General features: G+C 44.1%; 19 protein-coding genes, 1 tRNA gene and 1 other annotated feature. Of the genes, 17 read left to right on the forward strand and 3 right to left on the reverse strand.

What is annotated here, in order from left to right:
- A partial coding sequence (locus T357_RS0112005) for a helix-turn-helix domain-containing protein (RefSeq protein WP_031551869.1) occupies positions 1-234 on the reverse strand: 234 nt, incomplete at its 3' end.
- A gap of 176 nt (positions 235-410) precedes the next feature.
- On the opposite strand from T357_RS0112005, the gene T357_RS0112010 reads away from it, so the two are divergent.
- Positions 411-494, forward strand: a tRNA-Leu gene (locus tag T357_RS0112010).
- A 105-nt stretch (positions 495-599) separates the two neighbouring features.
- Here T357_RS0112010 and T357_RS0112015 read toward each other — a convergent pair.
- Together T357_RS0112015 and T357_RS20375 are read right to left on the reverse strand one after the other, a co-directional pair.
- On the reverse strand, positions 600-1,457 hold the full coding sequence (locus T357_RS0112015; RefSeq protein ID WP_031552889.1) for a hypothetical protein: 858 nt from the start codon (positions 1,455-1,457) through the stop codon (positions 600-602).
- Between the two features lie 33 nt (positions 1,458-1,490).
- Complete coding sequence (locus T357_RS20375) at positions 1,491-2,930, reverse strand: N-acetylmuramoyl-L-alanine amidase family protein (protein ID WP_155991410.1); 1,440 nt, start codon at positions 2,928-2,930, stop codon at positions 1,491-1,493.
- Between the two features lie 216 nt (positions 2,931-3,146).
- Here T357_RS20375 and T357_RS0112025 point away from each other — a divergent pair, with 216 nt between their 5' ends.
- The 16 genes from T357_RS0112025 (at position 3,147) to T357_RS0112100 (ending at position 22,106) form a co-directional block, all read left to right on the forward strand.
- A complete protein-coding gene (locus tag T357_RS0112025) occupies positions 3,147-3,935 on the forward strand; it encodes an SDR family NAD(P)-dependent oxidoreductase (RefSeq protein WP_031552896.1) in 789 nt (262 codons plus the stop codon).
- Positions 3,936-4,024: 89 nt separating this feature from the next.
- A complete protein-coding gene (locus T357_RS0112030) occupies positions 4,025-5,131 on the forward strand; it encodes an RluA family pseudouridine synthase (RefSeq protein WP_031552900.1) in 1,107 nt (368 codons plus the stop codon).
- 194 nt (positions 5,132-5,325) lie between these two features.
- Positions 5,326-7,074, forward strand: a complete 1,749-nt coding sequence (locus tag T357_RS0112035) for a YifB family Mg chelatase-like AAA ATPase (RefSeq protein ID WP_081828151.1) — start codon at positions 5,326-5,328, stop codon at positions 7,072-7,074.
- Positions 7,071-7,973 (forward strand): DNA-processing protein DprA, encoded by a 903-nt coding sequence (gene dprA / locus T357_RS0112040; protein WP_031552906.1) that lies wholly within the window; start codon positions 7,071-7,073, stop codon positions 7,971-7,973. Before T357_RS0112035 ends, dprA begins: the two co-directional genes overlap by 4 nt.
- A gap of 78 nt (positions 7,974-8,051) precedes the next feature.
- Positions 8,052-8,253, forward strand: a binding site (T-box leader).
- Between the two features lie 85 nt (positions 8,254-8,338).
- Positions 8,339-10,225: a threonine--tRNA ligase gene (locus tag T357_RS0112045; RefSeq protein ID WP_031552909.1), complete on the forward strand. Its 1,887-nt coding sequence runs from the start codon at positions 8,339-8,341 to the stop codon at positions 10,223-10,225.
- 31 nt (positions 10,226-10,256) lie between these two features.
- On the forward strand, positions 10,257-12,251 hold the full coding sequence (gene topA / locus T357_RS0112050; RefSeq protein WP_031552912.1) for a type I DNA topoisomerase: 1,995 nt from the start codon (positions 10,257-10,259) through the stop codon (positions 12,249-12,251).
- Between the two features lie 268 nt (positions 12,252-12,519).
- A complete protein-coding gene (rpsB, locus tag T357_RS0112055) occupies positions 12,520-13,266 on the forward strand; it encodes a 30S ribosomal protein S2 (protein WP_031552915.1) in 747 nt (248 codons plus the stop codon).
- A gap of 126 nt (positions 13,267-13,392) precedes the next feature.
- Positions 13,393-14,337 carry a translation elongation factor Ts gene (gene tsf / locus T357_RS0112060; RefSeq protein ID WP_031552918.1) on the forward strand — a complete coding sequence of 315 codons (945 nt, stop codon included), beginning with the start codon at positions 13,393-13,395 and terminating at the stop codon, positions 14,335-14,337.
- A gap of 273 nt (positions 14,338-14,610) precedes the next feature.
- A complete protein-coding gene (locus tag T357_RS0112065) occupies positions 14,611-14,877 on the forward strand; it encodes an acylphosphatase (RefSeq protein WP_031552920.1) in 267 nt (88 codons plus the stop codon).
- 22 nt (positions 14,878-14,899) lie between these two features.
- The gene (gene truA, locus T357_RS0112070; RefSeq protein WP_031552922.1) at positions 14,900-15,682 is read left to right on the forward strand and encodes a tRNA pseudouridine(38-40) synthase TruA; all 783 of its coding nucleotides are present in this window, start codon (positions 14,900-14,902) and stop codon (positions 15,680-15,682) included.
- A 96-nt stretch (positions 15,683-15,778) separates the two neighbouring features.
- A complete protein-coding gene (locus T357_RS0112075) occupies positions 15,779-17,146 on the forward strand; it encodes a L,D-transpeptidase family protein (protein WP_049962406.1) in 1,368 nt (455 codons plus the stop codon).
- Between the two features lie 90 nt (positions 17,147-17,236).
- Complete coding sequence (locus T357_RS0112080) at positions 17,237-18,052, forward strand: L,D-transpeptidase family protein (RefSeq protein WP_031552927.1); 816 nt, start codon at positions 17,237-17,239, stop codon at positions 18,050-18,052.
- A 12-nt stretch (positions 18,053-18,064) separates the two neighbouring features.
- The gene (locus tag T357_RS0112085; protein WP_031552930.1) at positions 18,065-19,069 is read left to right on the forward strand and encodes a tRNA dihydrouridine synthase; all 1,005 of its coding nucleotides are present in this window, start codon (positions 18,065-18,067) and stop codon (positions 19,067-19,069) included.
- Positions 19,066-20,085, forward strand: a complete 1,020-nt coding sequence (fliB, locus tag T357_RS0112090) for a flagellin lysine-N-methylase (protein WP_031552933.1) — start codon at positions 19,066-19,068, stop codon at positions 20,083-20,085. The genes T357_RS0112085 and fliB overlap by 4 nt, the downstream gene beginning before the upstream one ends.
- 27 nt (positions 20,086-20,112) lie before the next feature.
- Positions 20,113-20,733 carry a hypothetical protein gene (locus T357_RS0112095; protein ID WP_031552935.1) on the forward strand — a complete coding sequence of 207 codons (621 nt, stop codon included), beginning with the start codon at positions 20,113-20,115 and terminating at the stop codon, positions 20,731-20,733.
- Positions 20,730-22,106 carry an MATE family efflux transporter gene (locus T357_RS0112100; protein WP_031552937.1) on the forward strand — a complete coding sequence of 459 codons (1,377 nt, stop codon included), beginning with the start codon at positions 20,730-20,732 and terminating at the stop codon, positions 22,104-22,106. Before T357_RS0112095 ends, T357_RS0112100 begins: the two co-directional genes overlap by 4 nt.
- Positions 22,107-22,147 lie beyond the last annotated feature (41 nt).

A 22,147-nucleotide genomic window follows, 5' to 3' on the forward strand; every position in this document is an offset into this window, starting at 1 on the left:
TACATTTTTCTTGTGACAATCCTTGGCGTTAGCACATCTGTAAGGTTTTTCATTGAACTTGTTGTGTTCCTGAAAGACCCTGTGCTTCTTCACCTCCTTGGCAATAGTGGTAGGATCTTTGCCGAGCTCTGCACCTATTGCTCTGAAAGATACGGATAAGTCCAACCGTTTCTCAATAACAACGCGGTCATTTTGGTTCATGTGTTTCTGACTGGTCTGTATTTTTTTAGACATGGTTTTCTCTTTCTACTGCGAATAAGAAACCTGTCTAAGAATACACACATATGAATCAGAGTGTAAGACTTAATTCCGCATAATATGGAATTTACTATTTCATTCAATGAGATCAAAAAAATTTTATTTTTCCACTTGCCAAACATAAATCTCTGTGCTAATATACCATTTGTTGCGCGGAGGTGCTGAAATTGGCAGACAGGCAAGACTAAGGATCTTGTGTCCGGTAGGACGTGTGGGTTCAAGTCCCATCCTCCGCAGGATTAAAAAAACGGAAGTCGGATGACTTCCGTTTTTTGCTGTATAAATCATTATTCCGGTTTCAGATGGAGCGGATATGTACCACACCAAGCCCGTAAACCGATTCAGGTATTATTCTTAACCTGTTCTTCGAATGATTCCTGATAAGAAACAAATCTGAACTTGCTGTAAACTCCTGAAGGGTTGTATTCCAGCTTCATGACATACCCATAGGTATCATTTACATTGGACTGTATAGTGTGATCCCATCCGGAAAAATAACTCTTTCCTTTCAGCGTAACTTCTTTCCCATTAAATTCCACGTCATCTATACTTTGATCGGTTGGGAAATACTCCCCCCAGTCGCCGCCATAATAAGAATAGTAGCTGCTTTCTCTGTCTGCCTGACGTTCATATAAATCTGGCAGCATTGCGGCTATCTCCGCACCGAAGCAGTCTTCTGTCAGTTGATAAAGATAGTCCTTACTGATCGTGTAAGGATATGTAGATTGATTGACGAATGTAGGAAGCAGGGAAAATACCACCACGCCACCGGCACTTGTGATATCTGAGACATAAAATGCCTTATCGTCAGTGATTCTTTCGATGTGGATTCCTTCCACTACCTTTTTCCAAAGTTTTGCATCCTCTTCACCCCAGACCATGGAGGGCGCCAGTACAGGTTTTCCTTTTGATGCTGCGCCCGTGGGCTCTTCGACCTGAATATACGTGTCCTTATATTTCCTTTCGTCTATTTCTTCCTGAGTGTAGTCGTCTTCATTTATGTTTTCAGATAAAGTTTGACTGTCGTCATTTTCTGTTTCTGTATAATCTTTCTCCTCTGTAACATTCACTTTAGCGCAGCCTGTCAGACCTGCCGAAAGAGCACAGAGACATAAAATAATTATCAACAGATTCCTCATCGTATTCAGTGTATTACGTCCTGAACATCCGGTGAATATCAAATCATTCTCTTTCTTCATTGCTAGTCTCCTTGTCAGTCACAGTCTTATTCCTTAGCCAAGCCACATATAAACTGCAGTTACCTTTCCGTCAGTAATCGAGTAATCTACATCAACGAATCCACCTGGTGCTTCAGGAATGTACACACGCTTACGTGCATAAGAAGAAGCGAGTTCCGGTGCATATATTGCATACGATTCCAAATCCTCTGATTCATAAGGAGCCGTGACATGACGGATAGTCAGATCACCATAGTAATCAAAGAAGTGATGCGGGTTTTTGCTGCAGACGCCACACACATTTCCATAATAGATATCAAATATGAGATCGGTCCCATCAAAGGCGTAATACTCGGAATCACCATCTCCGAAGAGCAGCTGATCCCATACCGGGTCATCATAAGTTTCCCAGTCAATCTTATAGCTTCCAAACATGCCTTGCAAACTCTCAAGCGTGTAATTCGCGTACTGCTTTGCCGAGTCATTAAAACGGATCAACTGGTCCGGATAAATCGCTGCGTCGAAATCGCACACAGGTTCAGGTACATCTCCAACATAGCGCATACCGTTGTAATTATCATAATCATGGGTGTGCATAAGTACAAGCTTATCACCCTTTATCACAAGGTAATCATCATATCCGGAGGATCTGGTTCCCATGCCAATCTCGAAATATCCTCTGGAATTCAGATATCCCGTTCCATCCACACTGCCCTGGGAGGACTCTATTTCAAGCTCCTTCAGACTGCCGTTCCGCAGGGAGAAAACGCGACAGTTTTGCGCATGCTGCATATATGCTATGTTTGCCACCAGTTCGAAGAAACCGTCTCTGTCTATATCTACCTTCGAATATTCATAATGACCATATCCGTTTGTATAAAAATCATTATAATAATACTCGGTCTCACGTGCACTTGCTTCTGCTTCGGCATCCAGCTCAGCTTTTTTTCTGTTGAAAAGCTCATCCAGTGAGATTCTCAGGCCTTCCGCATCCACGATGAAACCGTCCGGTGTAATGCATTCTGTGAGCATTTTGCCGTCACTTCCCAAATAATATTCTCCGGACCAAACGTCGTGATGCATGGAACCGTTGTCTTCGTCCAGAAAATACCAATTTCCATCGATTTCCTGCCATCCTCTCAGCATTACACCGTCATCATCCAGATAGAAGTAGCTGTCGTCCAGCAGAATCCAGCCGGTTATCTGATTTCCGTCCTCACCTAAGTAGTGCCGGCCATCCTCTTTATCGATCCAGCCTGACTTCCGGACAGCTGATGTTTCTTTACGAGAGCGATCGACTTTTTTTCTTTTATCAGATCTGCCGGCTTTCGTTGTTTCCGTCTGTGAGTCTGTCTCCTGTGACTTTATCACGTCACAACCTGCCATGCCTGAAGCGATTAAGAAACAGAGAATCGAGGTCATGACCATTCTGCCGACGCTTCCTGTCTGTTTGCCGCCGTTGGATGACTCCATTTTCTGATTTTTCCTTTTCACAAATTATGTCCTCTTTTCCTTATGAGTATTTGTTTGATATTATAAAATACATAATATCCTGGAAGCAATGCCTCATCACGTGTAGATGTGCCAAACATTATTCTATATAATAATCAATGAGTAATTACAGGCTTGTATTTTGATCCGGGAACCCTTGCACAGTTATATAATCATCTTAAACTTTCCCGGTGTCTTTAGATAAGGAAAGGATTCATCATGAATGTTACAATCATTACCGGTGCCAGCTCCGGCATGGGACGCCGCATGGCAATCGAAATAAAAAAACAAATACCAAACATTCAGGAATACTGGCTTTTTGGGCGTCGCAAAGAGAGACTTAAGGCTTTAAAAAGAACCCTTCGAAAGCCCTGCAGAATTTTTGATGAGGATCTGACAAGCAATGACTTCCTTTCAAAATATAAAAAACTTTTATCCGGCGAAAAGCCCAATATCGTCTTTCTTGTTAATGCTGCGGGCTTCGGAAAGATCGGAAATATCAGGGATCTCAGCCTTAAGGATCAGCTTTCGATGATCGATCTCAATGTCCGTGCCCTTACAGGCATCTGCAAGCTGAGCCTTCCTTATATGTCGGATAATTCAAGAATCATAAACTTTGCTTCCAGCGCTGCCTTTCTCCCTCAGCCGGCATTTGCAGTATACGCTGCCGGAAAAAGTTATGTGCTCAGTTTCTCAAGAAGCCTGAATGAAGAATTAAGGGGTACAGGCTGTCATGTAACGGCCATTTGTCCCGGGCCTGTCAAAACCGAATTTTTTGACATTGCCGAAACCACCGGCAAAATCCCGTTTTACAAGTATTTATTCATGGCAAACCCAAAGAAAGTTTGCAAAAAAGCACTTATTGACAGCATTAACAAAGCAGATATTTCAGTCTATGGTATGGGCATGAAGCTGGTCATGATCCTTTCCAAGATCACACCGGTGCCACTCATACTTCTTGCATTGCGAGCTATAAATCACCTCTCCAGATCAAAAAATAAGCATTAGCTGCATGGATTCATAATGTCTCTATGCCAAAAACCGCAGATTAGCGCCTATAGGCAGATGACGAACCTAAACATCCAAAGGAGTTAGTTTTGAAAGAATTACATATATCCCTAAACGAATCCGGACAGCGTCTCGATAAGCTTTTGCATAAATATCTGTCCAACGCCAACACAAGCTTTATATATAAGATGCTGAGGAAAAAGAATATCGTTTTAAATGATAAAAAAGCAGAAGGGAAAGAAATCCTTAAGGAGGGTGACTCCGTAAAGATATATTTCTCTGATGAAACCTTTGCAATTATGACCGGCGGAAAACAAGGGACCGGTGTAACAGGAACTGCCGAAAAAGATACAACTGCAGCAGGAGCACACGAAAATAGCGCAGCGAAAAAGGATCATAAAACCGGCATTCCGAAAAAATCTATTTACAGGATAACTCCGGAGATTCGCTCTGAGCTTAACCTTCTCAAGCAACGCGTAATATATGAAGATAAACATCTTTTGGTCATCGATAAGCCGGCCGGTTGGATCAGTCAGAGCGATGACTCAGGCAATTTGTCCGTTAATGAACTCTGCCTCATGTATCTCATAGAAAAAGGTGAGCTCACCGAAAAGCAGCTTGAGACCTTCAAGCCGAGTATCGCAAACCGTCTTGACAGAAACACTTCCGGACTCATTCTTTTCGGAAAGACCCTGCCGGCTCTCCAAAGTCTGGCGGAGCTTTTGAGAAAACGTACCGCACAGAAATATTATCTTGCCATCGTTAACGGAAGACTGGAAGAGGCTAAGACAATAAAAGGATATCTTTCAAAGAATGAGAAGCTCAACAAGGTTGTGATAAAGAAAGAGCGCTTCGAAAACTCATCAGAGATTAATACAGCCTATGAACCGCTGAAAATCACCGACAGATATACAGTTTTAAAGGTTCACCTGATAACAGGAAAAACTCACCAGATCCGTGCACACCTTTCTTCCATAGGACACTCCATAATCGGAGATCCTAAGTATGGTGACCCAAAAGTGAACAGTTATTACAAAAAGAAGTATTCTTTGGATCATCAGCTGCTGCATTCCTGGCAACTCAAATTCCCGGAAGATCTTAGTGGCGTACTGGAACCTCTGGCAGGAAAAACACTGACAGCAGAACCACCGAAAGAGTTTTTGATAGAGCCGTCAAATACCTTTTCAAAAGCATAGAGCCAAAACGTCAAAAATCAGAATCCGACTCCCTGGTGCCCCTTAGGAATCGGATTTTAGTTTTTAACGGCGAAGTCAGCCGGTTTTAAAAAAGGAACCCGACGATGTTATAGTCTATTTTCAGACCTTACACTTTTCCTAATTATGTGATATTTTCTTTTTGGTTATAAACATATTCCTCGGAAAGAGGTTAAATGTTAGCAAAAATAAACAGTGCCGGTCTGTCCGGCATGGATGGCTTCCTTGTATCTGTCGAGGTGGACGAAAGCGACGGCCTTCCAAAATCCATAATCGTCGGCAATGTTTCCGCCTCGGTGAGAGAGGCTCTGGACCGCTGTCAGGTAGCTCTCAAAAATGCCGGTATAAATGTTCCTCCTAAAAGGCTTACCATAAATCTTGCGCCTGCAGACCGGCGAAAGGATGGAACCCATTTTGATCTTGCCATAGCCACCGGCATTCTTAAATCAATCTTTCTGGATAATGATTTCTCCCTTGACGATTATGGCTTTGTGGGAGAACTGGGCCTGGACGGCAGGATACGACATGTTAACGGAATCCTGCCCATCGTAACAGAAATGAAAAAAGCCGGCTTAAAAGGCGCCGTTGTCCCCAGAGCTGATATCCAGGAAGCTCTGGTAGTCTCCGGGATGGATATCCTTGGTGTGGAGGACCTCATTGATCTCTGCACCATCATCGCAAGCAGAGAAAGCTTTTTAAATCATCCCAGGGAAACACCCATGATACAAAAATCCGAAGAGTCTTACGATGTGGATTTTTCAGATATCCACGGCCAGTCTTTTTCGGTAAGAGCAGCACTGATCGCCGCTTCAGGCGGACATAACCTGCTTCTTTCAGGAGTCGCCGGCTCCGGCAAGACCATGATTGCAAGACGAATCCCTACCATACTTCCCGAACTAACAAGAGAAGAGAATATCGAAATCACCAAAGTCTATTCCATAGCAGGACTCCTTCCCGAAGGTTCAGCTCTTATGAACCGTCGTCCCTTCAGAACACCTCATCACACCATTACCACGCCGTCTCTCGTTGGCGGTTCCTCACCCTCAGGCGTTGTGCCCGGGGAGATAGCATTGGCGTCAAAGGGCGTACTTTTTCTGGACGAGCTTCCCCTGTTTTCAAAATCTTCAATAGAAGCCCTCAGACAGCCTCTGGAAGAAAAAAAGGTGGTCATAAACCGCCTGAACGGCAGCTTCCTGTACCCGGCAGATTGTATGCTGGTGGCAGCCATGAATCCATGTCCCTGCGGTTATTACCCGGACAGAAACAAATGCCACTGTACCGAAAACCAGATCCGGCACTATCAGAGAGGCATATCCAAACCCATTCTGGAACGAATCGACCTCTGCGTCGAAGCCTCCCCCGTAACATTCGAAGAGGCTATCAGCACTGAAGCCTCCGTAAGCTCCGCAGAATTAAGGAAGCAGGTTCAAAAAGCCCGGGCTATCCAGAAAGAACGATTTAAAAACTACAGTCACCTTCATGTTAATGCTGACATGGGTGCAAAAGATATAGAAAAGTTCTGCCCGTTGAATGATGAGAGTAAAAGATTCATAGGAAAGATCTTTGAGCTCAAATCCCTTTCCATGAGAACCTATCATAAGGTACTTAAAGTAGCCAGAACCATAGCGGACCTTGAGGGAGCGGAGGACATAAGCATTAGCCATCTGAGCGAAGCTGTAAGCTACCGGGGACTGGAGGATCACCTGTACGGTGCTGCTGAGACCGAATGTGTACATCCGATCCCTTCGGGAAACGGCGGAAAAAAATTCTCTAACATAACCTCCAGGGCTAAAAGCAAGTACGGATTCACAAAACCGTCAGGATACGACGGACCATCAGGATCAAACCCCCGTACCACAACAAAGCATGGTCGAACTTCCGTAATTGAATCTAAAAAACTGCTTGAAAGGGGGTTCAGCCTATGACAGCTCAGGACATTAATTTTAAAAATGAAATCCGGGAACTTACACCTTTGGACAGAGAATACCCAGAGAGATTACGCCAGATACAAAATCCACCGACTACACTTTATATAAAAGGCCAGTTGCCTCCAGACGACCTGCCGACGGTTGCCATCATCGGTTCCAGAACCTCAACGGAATACGGAATAGATGTGGCGAGGACTTTTGGCCGAGTGCTTGCATCCCGGGGCGTAGGCATCGTCAGTGGCATGGCCCTGGGAGCCGACAGCGCAGGACAGTGGGGCGCTCTTGACGGAAAAGGAAGCACGTATGCAGTTCTCGGCTGCGGAATAAACATCTGTTATCCCGCAAGAAACTACCGGCTTTACGATGAAATATTAAAAAATGGCGGCGGAATAATGTCGGAAGTCCCACTGGACTCACCTCCGCTTCCAAAACAATTCGCCTCCAGAAACAGAATCATATCCGCGCTTTCCGACATTGTAATAGTGATTGAGGCCAGAGAACGCTCCGGTACCTTCATCACCGTAAACAACGCCCTCGAACAGGGTAAACAAGTCTTCGCCCTTCCCGGACGCATCACCGACCCCCTGTCAAAAGGCTGTCTCCAACTCATAAAAGAAGGTGCCGAAATCCTGACTTCCCCCGAAGACATCCTTGAGTACCTCCACCTGAAAACCCAAGGCGAGCAGCTGATCCTTGAAAAAGACACCTCCGTACTGAGCCCAAAACAAAAAGCTGTCTACGACATCCTGGAAACCGACGCCGCCCATCTCGACACCCTCGTCCCGAAATGCGGACTACCCGTCCCGGAGCTGACCGCAGTCCTACTGGAACTTGAAATCCTAGGTTTCTCCGAATGCACGAAAACAGGATTCTACAGAAGAAAAATCTCGTTATAAATGAAAATTATTGACAAGACTCTTTCAGAGCAATAGAATAGTGCCGTCTTTAAATTTTAACTTCCGAACCGGAAGTGCCTTAAATCGTTGACGAGGACAGTAGCTTTTTCAGCCTGCTTCAGAGAGGAGCCGTTTGGTGCGAGGCTTCGCAGAAGAAAACGTGAAAACCACCTCCGAGAGGTCTTTAATCAGACCCGTTGATCACGTTATAATCAGAAAAAGTGGTTGTTGTATAACGCAGCAGCAATTTGGGTGGAACCGCGAACTTATCGTCCCAATCTATGACTACAGTCATGGGTTGGGACGTTTCATTATAAAAAAAGCTTCCCCAAAGAGCTTTTCTGTCTAAACAAAGGAGAACCAAAATGGAAAAAGAAGAGATTTTAAAGGTGTATCGTCATTCTCTTGCACACATCCTTGCAAAGGCTGTCATCGAAATCTACGGCAAAGAAGTACAGTATGCAATCGGACCGGAGATCGAAGACGGAGCTTACTATGACTTTGCATTACCCGAGGGTAAGACAATAACCGACAAGGATTTCAAGCAGATTGAAAACAAAATGCGCGAGATCATAAAGAGAAGAGAGGACTGGACCCGTAAGGAAGTATCAAAGGCTGAAGCCCTTGACATCTTCAAGGATCAGAAGTTCAAGACCGAGCTTATCAATGATCTTCCTGAGGACGAAATCATTACCATCTACTATACAGGCGAAGATTATGTTGACCTCTGCCGCGGACCTCACGTAGACAATTCACAGGAGCTTATGAGCGCAGCCTTCGAGCTTCACGCAGCTTCCATGGCTTACTGGAGAGGCGACGAGAAGAGAGACAAGCTTCAGAGAGTATACTTCTATGCATTCCCAAACAAGGATGAGCTCAAGCAGCACATCAAGATGATCGAGGAAGCAAGAGAGCGCGACCACAAGAAGATCGGTGCTCAGCTCGAGCTTTTCATGTTTGACGAGACCGCTCCCGGTATGCCATACTGGCTCCCACGCGGATGGGTAATGTATCAGACTCTCCTTAAGTACAGCCGCGAGCTTCAGAAGGCTCACGGATATACAGAGATCTCAGCTCCGCTTATCAACAACAAGAAGCTCTGGCTCATCAGCGGACACTGGGCACATTATCTCAACAATATGTTCATAGTTCCCGGTATCGAGGGTCACCTCGCAGCAGACGCTGATATCAATGGCGTTATCGAGAACCTTAAGAATCAGGAAGAGGCTCCTAAGGCTGTAAAGATCATGGCAGGTTCCGTTGTTTACAACCGTGAGAACCTTGATACCATGGCAGCAAAGCCCATGAACTGTCCCAATGCCATGATGACCTTCAAGCGCAAGAACCGTTCCTACAAGGAGCTTCCAATCCGTTACAGCGAGTACGACGTTCTTCACCGTAAGGAGAAGTCAGGTCAGATGAACGGACTTTTCCGTGTACAGGAGTTCCGTCAGGATGATGACCATACATTCGTAATGGAATCTCAGATCAAGGACGAGATCAAGGATATCATTGCAATCGCAGATGAGATTTACACAACCTTTGGTGTAACCTACCGTGCAGAGCTTTCAACACGTCCGGATGACTTCATGGGTGACATCGAGGTTTGGAACCAGGCTGAAGCTGACCTTAAGGAGATCCTTACAGAGCAGTACGGCGAGAACGGATTCGAGATCAATGAAGGCGACGGTGCATTCTACGGTCCTAAGATCGACCTTCAGATCAAGGATGCCCTCGGAAGAGAATGGCAGTGCGGAACTATCCAGCTTGACTTCCAGCTTCCTCACAACTTCGGTCTCACCTACATCAATGACCAGGGTGAGTCTGTTATGCCTGTAGTTATCCATCGTGCCATCTACGGTTCACTTGAGCGTTTCATCGGTATTGTCATCGAGAACTTCAAGGGAATGTTCCCGTTCTGGCTTAACCCATATCAGGTAGGTATCGTTCCTATCCGTGAGAACCACAATGAATATGCAAAGAAGGTTGAAGAGGCTCTTACAGCAGCAGGCGTTCGTGTTGAGGCTGATTACTCAGACAACAATATGAAGACCAAGATCAAGGGCTTCAAGAACTTTAAGGATCCTTATATCCTGGTTCTCGGAGATAAGGAGGCTGAGGAGAATACTGTTTCCATCAATATCCGCGGAACCAACAAGCAGGTTCAGAATGTTCCTCTTGATAAGTTCGTTGAGATCTGTAAGAAACTTAATACAGAGCATACTCTTGAGCTTCCGGAGAACTTCGACTGATCACATAAATACATATAAAGGTAATTCATAGATGTCAAATAGCTTAATCATCGTTGAGTCTCCTGCAAAGGTAAAGACCATAAAAAAATTTCTTGGAAAAACTTATACCGTGGATGCCACCATGGGTCATCTCATAGATATGCCGAAGAGTTCTCTCGGTGTAGATGTGGAGAATGGTTACGAACCTAAGTACATAACCATCCGCGGTAAAGGTGAGCTTCTTTCAAAGCTGAAAAAAGAAGCAAAAAAAGCCGATAAAATATATCTCGCAACTGACCCGGACCGCGAGGGAGAGGCCATCAGCTGGCATCTCAAAAACGAGCTTGATAAGGATGCTTCCAACAGAAACAAAATATCACGTATCACCTTTAACGAGATAACAAAGAATGCGGTTAAGAATGCAATCAAGAGCCCCAGAGATATTGACATGGATCTCGTTAATGCCCAGCAGGCCCGCAGAGTCATAGACCGTTTGGTGGGTTATACCATCAGTCCCTTATTATGGAAGAAAATCCGTAAGGGACTTTCCGCAGGACGTGTACAGTCTGTAGCGCTTCGCATGATCTGCGACCGTGAAGCAGAAATTGCAGCCTTCACACCTGAAGAGTACTGGTCACTTGATGCCCACCTTCTTCATGGCAAAAAGAAATTAACTGCAGCCTTTTACGGCAAAGATAAAAAAATGCCTCTGCCGGATGAAGCGTCCGTTGACGATGTCATAAAGCATATCGGTAAAACAGATTTCACTATTTCCGATATCAAAAAATCCGAACGCAGAAAGAAAGCCCCTCTGCCTTTTACTACAAGTACCATGCAGCAGGAGGCAGCCAAGTCTCTCGGATTTGCAACAAGCAAAACCATGAAGCTTGCCCAGACTCTCTACGAGGATGGTTACATAACCTATCTTCGTACCGACAGTACCCGTATCTCGGTTGAAGCCGATGCAGCTGCAAAAATCTTCATATCCGATAAATACGGTGAGGAATACGTAAACGGCGGTTCACAGGATGCCCGCAAGCCTCAGGAACCGGAAGTAAAGATCCAGGATGCTCACGAAGCTATCCGTCCTACAGATCTTGACATGACACCGGAAGAGGCTAAAGCAAAGCTCCAGAGAGATGAAGCCCGTCTTTATACTCTTGTATACAAGCGTTTTCTCGCAAGCCGCATGACTTCTGCAGTTTACGACACCGAATCCGTAAAGCTTGATGCCAAGGGTTATGTATTTACATTAAACGGATCAAAGCTTAAGTTTGACGGTTTCCTGTCTGTATACATGTCAGAAGAGGATAAGGCCGATAAGGATGTATCCCTTCCGGAAATGAAGGAAGGCGAAAAACTCAGTTTCCAGAGTTTTGATAAGGAACAGCATTTTACCCAGCCTCCTGCTCACTACACAGAGGCTTCTCTTGTAAAGACACTGGAAGAAGACGGTATCGGCAGACCTTCTACTTATGCTCCTACCATCGGCACACTGCTGGCAAGAAGATATATCACAAAGGAAAAGAAGAATATCTTCGTCACAGAGCTTGGACAGGCTGTAGATGACATGATGCAGAAGAATTTTCCGACCATTGTGGATACAGCTTTCACTGCCAACATGGAATCACTTCTGGATACTGTTGCAAACGGCAACATCAGCTGGAAGACCCTGGTTGAGAATTTTTATCCGGATCTGTCACAGGCAGTTGAAAAGGCTCATCAGGAGGTTGAAAAGATCACCATCCGTGATGAAGAAACAGACATCGAGTGCGACAAATGCGGACGCAGGATGGTTATCAAGTACGGACCTCACGGTAAGTTCCTTGCATGTCCGGGATTCCCTGAATGCATGAACACCAAACCCTATGTGGAATACGCCGGCTTTATATGTCCGGATTGCGGTTCCGAATGTGTAAAACGCCGTTCCAAGAAAGGACGTATTTTCTACAGCTGTTCAAATTATCCGGAGTGCAATTACATGACCTGGAACAAACCAAAAGAAGCAACAGCAGGGGAGAAGAAGGACGGCGAGATCATGTGCTGACCGGAAAGCTTCCGATTCAAGCCGGCCCACCGTCTGAACTGTTACGGGTCTTGCAAAGTTGTCACTTATACCTCCAAAATTAAGTTGACACAAAATAAAATACTATGTTATATTACAAGTCGCGTTTAAAAAGCGCGACTTTTGTGTATCTGCAAAAGTAACATTATAAAGCACATCTGAACGAAAACCGGAATGGTACCTGAGAATACAGGCGACGACGGTGAGCACACACGTTCAGGTGGAAGATTTTAACCAGGAGGTATTTAAAATGAGTGCAATTGGAATGAAGCAGCTCCTTGAGGCTGGCGTACACTTTGGTCATCAGACAAGAAGATGGAACCCTAAGATGGCTCCTTACATCTACACAGAGCGTAATGGTATCCACATCATCGATCTTCAGCAGACAGTAAAGATGGTTGACGATGCATACAACGCTATGGTTAAACTTGTACAGGACGGTGGTACTGTTCTTTTCGTTGGTACAAAGAAGCAGGCTCAGGATGCAGTTAAGTCAGAGGCTCTTCGTTGCGGCGAGTTCTATGTAAACGAGAGATGGCTTGGCGGTATGCTTACAAACTTCAAGACAATCCAGACTCGTATCGATCGTCTTAAGGAGATCGAGAAGATGGCTGAGGACGGTACATTCGATGTTCTTCCTAAGAAGGAAGTAGCTCTTATCAAGAAGGAGTGGGACAAGCTTGAGGCTAACATCGGTGGTATCAAGGATATGAAGCAGATTCCTGATGCAATCTTCGTAGTTGATCCTAAGAAGGAGAAGATCTGCGTTAAGGAAGCTCGCACACTTGGAATCACACTTTTCGGTATCGCTGATACAAATGCTGATCCTGAGGAGCTTGATTATGTTATCCCGGGAAATGATGACGCTATCCGCGCCATCAAGCTTATCGTAGGCAAGATGGCTGATGCTGTTATCGAGGCTAAGCAGGGCGAGATGACTGAGGAAGAGGCAGCAGCTGCTACAGCTGGTGACGATTCTGTAGTTGCAGAGGCTTAATTAAGAAAACACATAAACCCAGCATTAGACAATTTAATAGATTGCTAAATGCTGGGTTCATTTCATTTTAAAAACAATAAGTGAAGATTATTCTTCCATAATAAATTAATCCAGGAGGATACAACAATGGCAATTACAGCAGCTCAGGTTAAAGAGTTACGTGACATGACAGGTGCAGGTATGATGGCTTGTAAGAAGGCTCTCGCTGCAACTGACGGAGATATGGACAAGGCAGTAGATTTCCTCAGAGAGCAGGGTCTTGCAGGCGCAGAGAAGAAGGCCGGCAGAATCGCAGCTGAGGGTGTTTCTTTCACAAAGCTTTCTGATGACAAGCACTCAGGTGTTGTTGTAGAAGTTAATGCTGAGACAGATTTCGTTGCTAAGAACGAGAAGTTCCAGACATATGTTGCTGAGGTAGCAGCACAGGCTCTTCATTCAGAGGCAGCTGATATCGACGCTTTCCTTGCTGAGAAGTGGGATCTTGACAACTCAAGAACAGTTGCTGAGCAGCTTTCAGAGGAGATTTCAATCATCGGTGAGAACATGCACATCCGTCGTTTCCAGAAGCTTACAGAGAACGATGGTTTCGTACAGGATTACGTACACGGCGGCGGACGTATCGGTGTTCTTCTTCAGGTTAAGTCAACAGTTGTTAATGACGCTGTTGTAGAGATGGCAAAGAACATCGCTATGCAGGTTGCTGCTCTTAAGCCTAAGTTCACATCACGTAAAGAAGTAGATCAGGCTTATCTTGCAAGCGAGACTGAGATCCTTACAGCTGCAGCTAAGAACGAGAAGCCAAATGCTCCTGAGAAGGTTATCGCAGGTATGGTTCAGGGACGTATCAACAAGGAGCTTAAGGAGATCTGTCTCCTTGACCAGACATACGTTAAGGCTGAGGATGGCAAGCAGTCAGTTCAGCAGTATGTTGATTCTGTTGCCAAGGCTGAGAATGCTACAATCGAGGTTGTAACATTCGTTCGTTTTGAGACTGGTGAAGGTCTTGAGAAGAAGAACGAAGATTTCGCTGCAGAAGTTGCTGCTCAGCAGGCTGCTGCTAAGAAGGCTTAATTCAATAGTCTTTAGTATAACTAAAATTTATAATCTTACGTTTGGAGCAGGAAGTTTTCTTCCTGCTCTTTTGTTGTCTTAAAGCCTTCCGTTAAACAATTTTCATAATTCCCACATATTACAGTTATTTTTTCTGTTTAATATTTATGCTACAATAAAAACCATGTAAAACATGAGGTCATAAATATGCTTTTTGATTTCCTTAAAAAATACTCTGATCAGTTTGATAACTCATCCTCAAAGGATGATGCAGCACCTGCTGCCGGAAATGCCATACGTAAGCACATAGTTTTTTATGGCACCGTTCAAGGGGTGGGGTTCAGATACACCGCCTATCACCTTGCCAGTTCCCTGGGGCTTACCGGATGGGCAAGAAATGAAGACGACGGATCAGTAACCTGTGAGCTTCAGGGTTCCAGTGTTGCCATCCAGGAATTCATGAACAGAATAGGAAATCAGCGTTTTATAGAGATTACAGATAAAGAGGAACGCAATATTAATGTTATTAAAGAGGAACGTTCCTTTAGGGTACTTTACTGAAAGGATCATATCTTTAATAGTAATGAAGCAAAACTACAAAATCACACTTAGCTATGATGGTTCCCGTTACTACGGCTGGGAACATCAGCCCAATACAGAGTTGACCATACAAGGGAAACTGGAACAGGTGCTGACCCGTATGATTTACGGAGAAGATTATTCTGTTAAGGATTTTGCATCTTTTCCCATCACCGTAATAGGTGCCGGACGAACAGATGCCGGAGTTCATGCCAGAGCTATGACCGCAAATGTAATCCTTGATTCCGAAAAAGACCTGACAGAGACAGGGATAAAAGCTTATATGAACAGGTATCTTCCCGATGATATAAGCATCAATGAGGTTAAACCTTGCGGAGAACGGTTTCACAGCCGTTTCAAGGCCACCGGAAAGACTTACAGATATACCTGCTGGTTTGATGAGCAAAAGCCGGTGTTTGAACGAAAATATGTCACGGTCCTTGACAGCAGGCCGGATATAGAAGCGATGCGCAAAGCTGCAGAATATCTTTTGGGAGAACATGATTTTAAATGTTTTTGCGGTAACTCACATTTCAAGAAATCCACTGTCAGAGTGATAGACCATATAGAAATCACTGAAAATGGTCCTTACATCCGACTTTATTTTCACGGAACCGGTTTTTTGCAAAATCAGGTACGTATCATGACAGGCACGCTTCTGGAGATAGGCTTCGGAAAAAGAACACCGGATTCCATGGCAGACATACTTAACAGCAAAGACCGTCAAAAAGCCGGCTATACCGCAGAAGCAAAAGGGTTATGTCTCATGAAAGTGGATTACGACTGATAGTCATCTTATCAATTATTTGAATTTATAGTGCATTTCCATTTGAATGCATAGCTCATATATAAACATCACAAAGCTTTAGGGAGGGGATTAGTTTTGAAAGATAAAAGTATTGGTATCGTTTTAGGAGTCACAGCCGGACTTTTGGCAGGATATCTGGCAAGTACTATGTACATGTCCGGCAAGATCATGCCGGGCACCATTATTAACGGTGCAGATTTTTCCATGGTTCCGAGGGAAGAACTTAATGAACGACTTTCAGCAATGGAAAGGGATGCCTATGCCATCACCGTCAGAGACATCCATAAAAACGAATTAACAATTAAAGGTTCAGACATTGACCTCACTGCAGTTTTCCCTGTAGATAAAATCCGTGTGCAGAATCCTTTAATCTATCCTTACTATATGCTGAATCCGGGCAACTACTTTGTAGAGCCCGATTCTGTTTCCTTTGATGAAGAAAAATTAAAGTCCATCATAAACAATGATCTTTTGCCAAAGGAAGGAACCACAGATGCTCCTGTTGATGCTTTTCTGACAGCCTATATACCCGGAGCCGGCTATACCATAGCATCGGAAGTAGACGGTGACACTCCTGATCCCGAAAAGGTTACAGGCGTTATTGAGGATGCCATAACCGACAGGGCTGTTTTTGTAGATCTGACAGATGAAGACTGCTATCTGACAGCAGATATCCGTTCAAATGATACTCTCCTGAACCAGAGAGCCACAACCCTGAACGAAGCTCTTGCTGCCTCCATAACCTACGATTTCGGAAATCAAAAGATCATACTGAATTCAGATACCTATTATCCATGGCTAGACAAGCAGGAAGATGGTACCGTTACATTAAATGAAGAAAAGGTAGATGAATATGTTACCGAACTTAAAACCTCAACAGATACTGCCTATACCACAAGAAGCTTCAAGACTGTTTCAGGACGTATAATTAATGTCAAGGGCCCTTACGGTTACAACATTTCGAAGAAAAAGGAAATCGAACAGCTTAAGGAGGATATCCTTTCAGGATTACCGGTAGAACGTGAACCTGTATACACAACCTCCGGCTGCCAGCGTTCAGGAAACGAATACGGCGATACTTATCTGGAAGTTGATATGTCTGACCAGAAGGTTTACTTCGTACAGGATGGAAATGTTGTTTTCACTTCCGATTGTGTAACCGGAAACACCAGTCGCGGAAGAGGAACCCCTACAGGCATTTTCAGCGTCATGTATAAGGCAAAAAATGTAGTATTACGCGGACGTGACTATGCATCTCCTGTTACTTACTGGATGCCGTTCTATAATGGCTGCGGCTTCCATGACGCCTCCTGGCGCGGAAGCTTCGGTGGTTCCATTTACCGTTACAGCGGATCCCACGGCTGTGTAAATATGCCTATTCCTAAAGCAAAAGAGCTTTACTCACTGGTATACGCAGGCATCCCTGTAATCACATACTATTAAAAAGGTTACGTTTTGCCGACCCTGACTTAAGTTTAATCTGTGGACTCTGTATTTCCGGCGTCCACAGGTTATGTAATAAAGAGGAGATTTATGAAAAGGTTTGATTTAAAATTTATTACCGCAGCCCTTACACTGACTGCCATTATTTGCACCGCATTTTCTTCTTTTGCAGAATTCGGTCCCGGTATGCCGGAATCAGAGCTTGCAGCATATACCAGTTCCGCAAATGCTTCCGACGGTGCTGCCATCAATGAAACCACCGGTTCCTCAACTGCCGGTACTATCATCAACAGTGAAATCCCTGCAGAAGACACCTCTGCATTATACGAGAAGCTTAAATCAAGTCAGACTGCCCAGATAACAGACCAGATCATCCTTGTGGTGGACCACAACCTCACCTTATGGAATAAACAGTCTGACGGAAGCTGGATCAAGGATATGGATGTTTACTGCGGTTATGGCAGAAAAGGCCTAAAGCTTTTTAGCGAAAGACATGAAGGAGACGAAACAACTCCTATAGGTTCTTTCCCCATACTTCATGCCTTCGGATTCGGTTCAAACCCGGGAACTGCCATGACCTGGAGAGAGATAACAGAAAACTCCTACTGGTCAGGCGAGAAGGATACCTACAATACCTGGGTTGAGAGCGCAACTCCCGTCGGAGGCGAGCACCTTATCAAGTATGAGATTTGCTATAAATACGCTATGGCTATCGGCTTCAATATCAATCCTACTGTATACAAGCGCGGTTCCGCTATTTTTCTTCATTGTAAAAACCCTGCCGAGTGGGGCTCTGCCGGCTGCGTATCAGTGCTTGAAGAAGATATGCTTACGCTTTTACAGAAATGTCATGACGGCTGCTATATCATGATAGTTCCTGATGCTGACTACATTTCTTATTTTTAATACTATCATCATATGAAATTTCATTTTGCACCTATGGAAGGCATTACAGGATATCCTTTTCGTAATGCCTTCCAACAGTGTTTTCCGGGGATAGATCGTTTTTACACGCCCTTTCTCTCGGCAAACGATACATTTTCTTTTACAACAAGAGATATAAGAGATACTGACCCCGCACTTAACAAAGTGCCCGACCTTGTTCCCCAGATCATCACCAACAATGCCGAAATGTTCGTGTGGGCTATAGAAAGGATGGCAGATCTTGGATATAAGGAAGTAAACCTGAACCTTGGCTGTCCATCAGGTACTGTTGTGGCCAAGGGTAAGGGTTCAGGAATGCTTCGTTCCCCTGACAGGCTGGACGCTTTCCTGGAAGAAACCTTTGAACTCCTTGATAAAAATCATATATCCTATGATTCTTCCGATAATGCTTCTGCATCTGCCAAAAAGCAGGTCTCCATTTCCGTGAAAACCAGACTTGGCATACATGACCCTTCAGAATCCGGGCAGCTTATAGCCATATACAACAGATATCCACTTTGTGATGTTATAGTTCACAGCCGGGTACAAAAGGAGTTCTATAAAGGCGAGATACACTATGATTACTTCAGGAAATTCATAGAAGATTCAAAACATCACCTTGTGTATAACGGAGACATTGTTACCGGATCGGACTTCGAAAAGGTGAAAGCATTGTTTCCTGAGATAGATACCGTAATGATAGGCAGAGGTTTACTCATTAATCCATCTCTTGTGAGAGAGCTTAACGGTGGAGAGTCCTGCACCCTTGATGAAATAAAGGCCTTTCACGAAGCATTGATAGAATCATATATACCCGAAATGGGCAGCGATGCAAATCTTTTATACAAAGTAAAAGAGTACTGGAGCTGGCTTAGCAAATCCTTTGCAGGTTCAGAAAGATATATGAAGGATATAAGAAAGGCAAAGACCCTGCCCGAGTATAAGGCCGCCGTGCGAAATCTCATGGCAAACTGTAAACTGGAGCGAAAAACATTATGATACTGGAATATCCTGAATATTATGAACGTTTCCGCTGTATCGGCGGTGAATGTCCGGACACCTGCTGCGCCGGCTGGGAAGTAGATGTAGATTCGGAGTCCGCAAAATACTACAAAAGCGTTGATAGTGAATTTGGGAAAAGACTTAAAGCCCATATTTGCGAGGAAGGAGACGACTGTTATTTCCCACTCACAAAAAATAAACGATGTCCATTTTTGAACAAAGAAAATTTATGCGATATATACATCAACCTGGGAGAGGAAAGTCTTTGTCAGACCTGTACCGAGTATCCAAGATATTTTATAGATATCGGTAATTATGAACAGACCGATATGAGTCTGAGCTGTATGGAACTCGGAAGGATCTTCTATACAGAAACCCCGGTCATAGAATATGTCCGGTCTGAAAATCCGGTGGAAGGAGAGCCTATGACAGAAGAGGATCAGGATACTCTTGTTGAGATCCTGTCCCTTAGAAACAAATGCATTTCCCTTTTGCAGGATACTGACCAGTCTTTTAACGATAAGCTCCGTGAAGTAAGAGCTTTGGTTTCTTATGCCGAGGGCGAAAATCCCGGGGAAAAGGATAAATCCCGGGTTTTCCTTCAGGAAAGCTTCAAGGAGCTCATTATACTTTTTGAATCCCTGGATTCCATTAATGACGAATGGTCCGAAAAGCTTTCTTACTATAAGGAATTATCCGAAAATCCATCCAAACTTGACAGGATACCCGAATTCACCTCTCTTTATTCCGAAAAGCTTGATGAATGGATATCCAAAACCGGAGTATATTTTGTTTTCAGATATTTTATCGATACACTTACAGACGGTGACATAGAAAACGAATTATGCTTCGTTCATCGCAGCCTTAGACTTATATTTTTCATGCTTTTTGCTGAATGGGTAAGTAAAGGAAAGCTTGATGTGTCGGATATGATTTATGTGGCTCATCTTTATTCAAAAGAAGTAGAGCATGATGACGGTAATGTTGGCAGGATAAAGAAATTCGCCGACTAATATAAAGCAGGCAGAATGGAGATTAATATGATCAGAAAATTCAGAAAAACTGTATATACCGGTTTGATACTTTTATCTCTTATCACTATATGTTCCTGTGGAAAACGCAAGACTCCACAAGAGTCTGTTTCATCTGAGGACTTAACTCAGGAGATCATTTCCGGAATAGCTGAAGGCTTTAAAAGTGGCGAGATCAATGTGACAGAAAGAGAGAAAAGGATATTATCAAACCTTGTAAACTATGTTATGGACAATCCCGAGGCCTCCATGCAGCTTCTTTCCGATGCAGCAAAACAGGCAGGCTTTGAAGGTACGTTCCCCGAAGATATATCCGGAGTAGAGCCTTATTATAAGGCAATTGCCGGTTCCCTATTGGAAGCAGATTACATTACCACCGACGGTAATGACATCATTATCAGAAAGGGCACTGACAGTAAAACTCTGTCCGACCTTCTTTCAGAAGCAGCTAACGATGCTGATACCACCAGCACAACAAAAACCATTGATGGCAAAGAAGTTAACCTCAGCCTTAAGGATGACGTAATCTATGACGCTATCTGGAAAGAGGCGGGGAATGCTTATTCCATTTACTCAGAAAACGGAATCGACGAAAAAACCCTTAAAGAACTCATCAAACAGGTAAAATGAAATCCAACGATAAAACTATTTCCAACAACGATAGTCTTTCATATAACGCCATTACCCAGGGTGTGATATGGAGGACTCTCATTCTTTATGTGCTGCCTCTTATTATGGGCACATTTTTTCAGCAGCTCTACAACACGGTGGATGCCGTTGTGGTAGGAAGATTTGTAGGTAAGGAAGCCTTATCCGCAGTTGGCGGAAGCTCTGCCATGCTGGTGAATGTTTTCGTGGGGTTCTTTGTTGGCGTAGCATCAGGGGCAGGTGTGGTAACGGCCCAGTATTATGGCGCAAATAAGGATAACTCCGTCAGAAAAGCTGTTCACACCGCCATGCTGCTTTCCATAATCAGCGGAGCACTTCTTACACTGATAGGTTACTTCATGATGCCTGTTTTCAGTGTATGGATGAAGACCCCGTCTGAAGTTCTGGATCTCACCATTATATATCTTCGTGTATATTCCCTGGGAATGATACCAAACCTCATTTACAACATGGGCGCCGGCATTCTGAGAGCTGTGGGAGATTCCAAACGGCCTCTTATATTCCTTGTTGTATCCTGCATTTCCAATATAATACTTGACTATTTCTTTGTTCTTAAGATGGGACTCGGAGTTATGGGAGTCGCGCTTGCCACGATTCTTTGCCAGCTCATCAGTGCCGTGATGGTTTTATACACTTTGAGCAGATCCAGAAGCAGTTACCGGCTGTTCAGAGGAGAACTGACACTCCACAAAAAGCAGCTTCTTCGTATCATTGCCATAGGACTACCGGCAGGAATCCAGTCCCTCATGTATTCCCTGTCCAATGTCTTTATCCAGACAGCCATAAACGAATTCGGGACTGATGCAGTGGCGGCATGGGCTGCCTACTCCAAGATAGACTCGGTATACTGGATGATCTCAAGTTCGTTCGGCATAGGAGTAACAACCTTCGTAGGGCAGAATTATGGAGCCGGGCTGTATAAAAGAGTACGGCAGTGTATAAGGCAAAGTGCTGTCATCATGGCTCTCATCACCGGCTTTATGACCTTTATTCTCTACAAATGGGGATTCCTTGCTTTCAACCTTTTTGCCACAGACGAAAGTGTCATAAATACCGGAACCGCCATGATACGGTATCTATCACCATTCTACATTACTTATACGACCATTGAGCTTTTATCCGGTTCTCTCAGGGGTATGGGCAACAGCCTGAAACCAATGATCATTTCAGTATTTGGAATCTGTATCCTGAGAGTTTTATGGATATTCTTTGCCGTACCCGTATGGCACAGGATAGAAACCGTTGAATTCAGTTATCCTCTGACCTGGGTGACAACATCAATCCTGTTTCTGCTTTATTATTTCAGGTTTCTAAATAAGCGAAAGATATTCTGAAGGAAACAGGCATTAAAATCAGTCAAGAAAAATCAATATAA

The sequence above is a fragment of the Oribacterium sp. FC2011 genome (assembly GCF_000701645.1).
Lineage (GTDB): Bacteria > Bacillota > Clostridia > Lachnospirales > Lachnospiraceae > Oribacterium.

Bases quoted from the DNA above. Each gene is read 5' to 3' on its own strand.
- T357_RS0112015 (WP_031552889.1), bottom strand. From the start codon at position 1,457: ATGAAGAAAGAGAATGATTTGATATTCACCGGATGTTCAGGACGTAAT.
- T357_RS0112025 (WP_031552896.1), top strand. From the start codon at position 3,147: ATGAATGTTACAATCATTACCGGTGCCAGCTCCGGCATGGGACGCCGC.
- T357_RS0112035 (WP_081828151.1), top strand. From the start codon at position 5,326: ATGTTAGCAAAAATAAACAGTGCCGGTCTGTCCGGCATGGATGGCTTC.
- dprA (WP_031552906.1), top strand. From the start codon at position 7,071: ATGACAGCTCAGGACATTAATTTTAAAAATGAAATCCGGGAACTTACA.
- T357_RS0112045 (WP_031552909.1), top strand. From the start codon at position 8,339: ATGGAAAAAGAAGAGATTTTAAAGGTGTATCGTCATTCTCTTGCACAC.
- topA (WP_031552912.1), top strand. From the start codon at position 10,257: ATGTCAAATAGCTTAATCATCGTTGAGTCTCCTGCAAAGGTAAAGACC.
- rpsB (WP_031552915.1), top strand. From the start codon at position 12,520: ATGAGTGCAATTGGAATGAAGCAGCTCCTTGAGGCTGGCGTACACTTT.
- tsf (WP_031552918.1), top strand. From the start codon at position 13,393: ATGGCAATTACAGCAGCTCAGGTTAAAGAGTTACGTGACATGACAGGT.
- truA (WP_031552922.1), top strand. From the start codon at position 14,900: ATGAAGCAAAACTACAAAATCACACTTAGCTATGATGGTTCCCGTTAC.
- T357_RS0112080 (WP_031552927.1), top strand. From the start codon at position 17,237: ATGAAAAGGTTTGATTTAAAATTTATTACCGCAGCCCTTACACTGACT.
- T357_RS0112085 (WP_031552930.1), top strand. From the start codon at position 18,065: ATGAAATTTCATTTTGCACCTATGGAAGGCATTACAGGATATCCTTTT.
- fliB (WP_031552933.1), top strand. From the start codon at position 19,066: ATGATACTGGAATATCCTGAATATTATGAACGTTTCCGCTGTATCGGC.
- T357_RS0112095 (WP_031552935.1), top strand. From the start codon at position 20,113: ATGATCAGAAAATTCAGAAAAACTGTATATACCGGTTTGATACTTTTA.
- T357_RS0112100 (WP_031552937.1), top strand. From the start codon at position 20,730: ATGAAATCCAACGATAAAACTATTTCCAACAACGATAGTCTTTCATAT.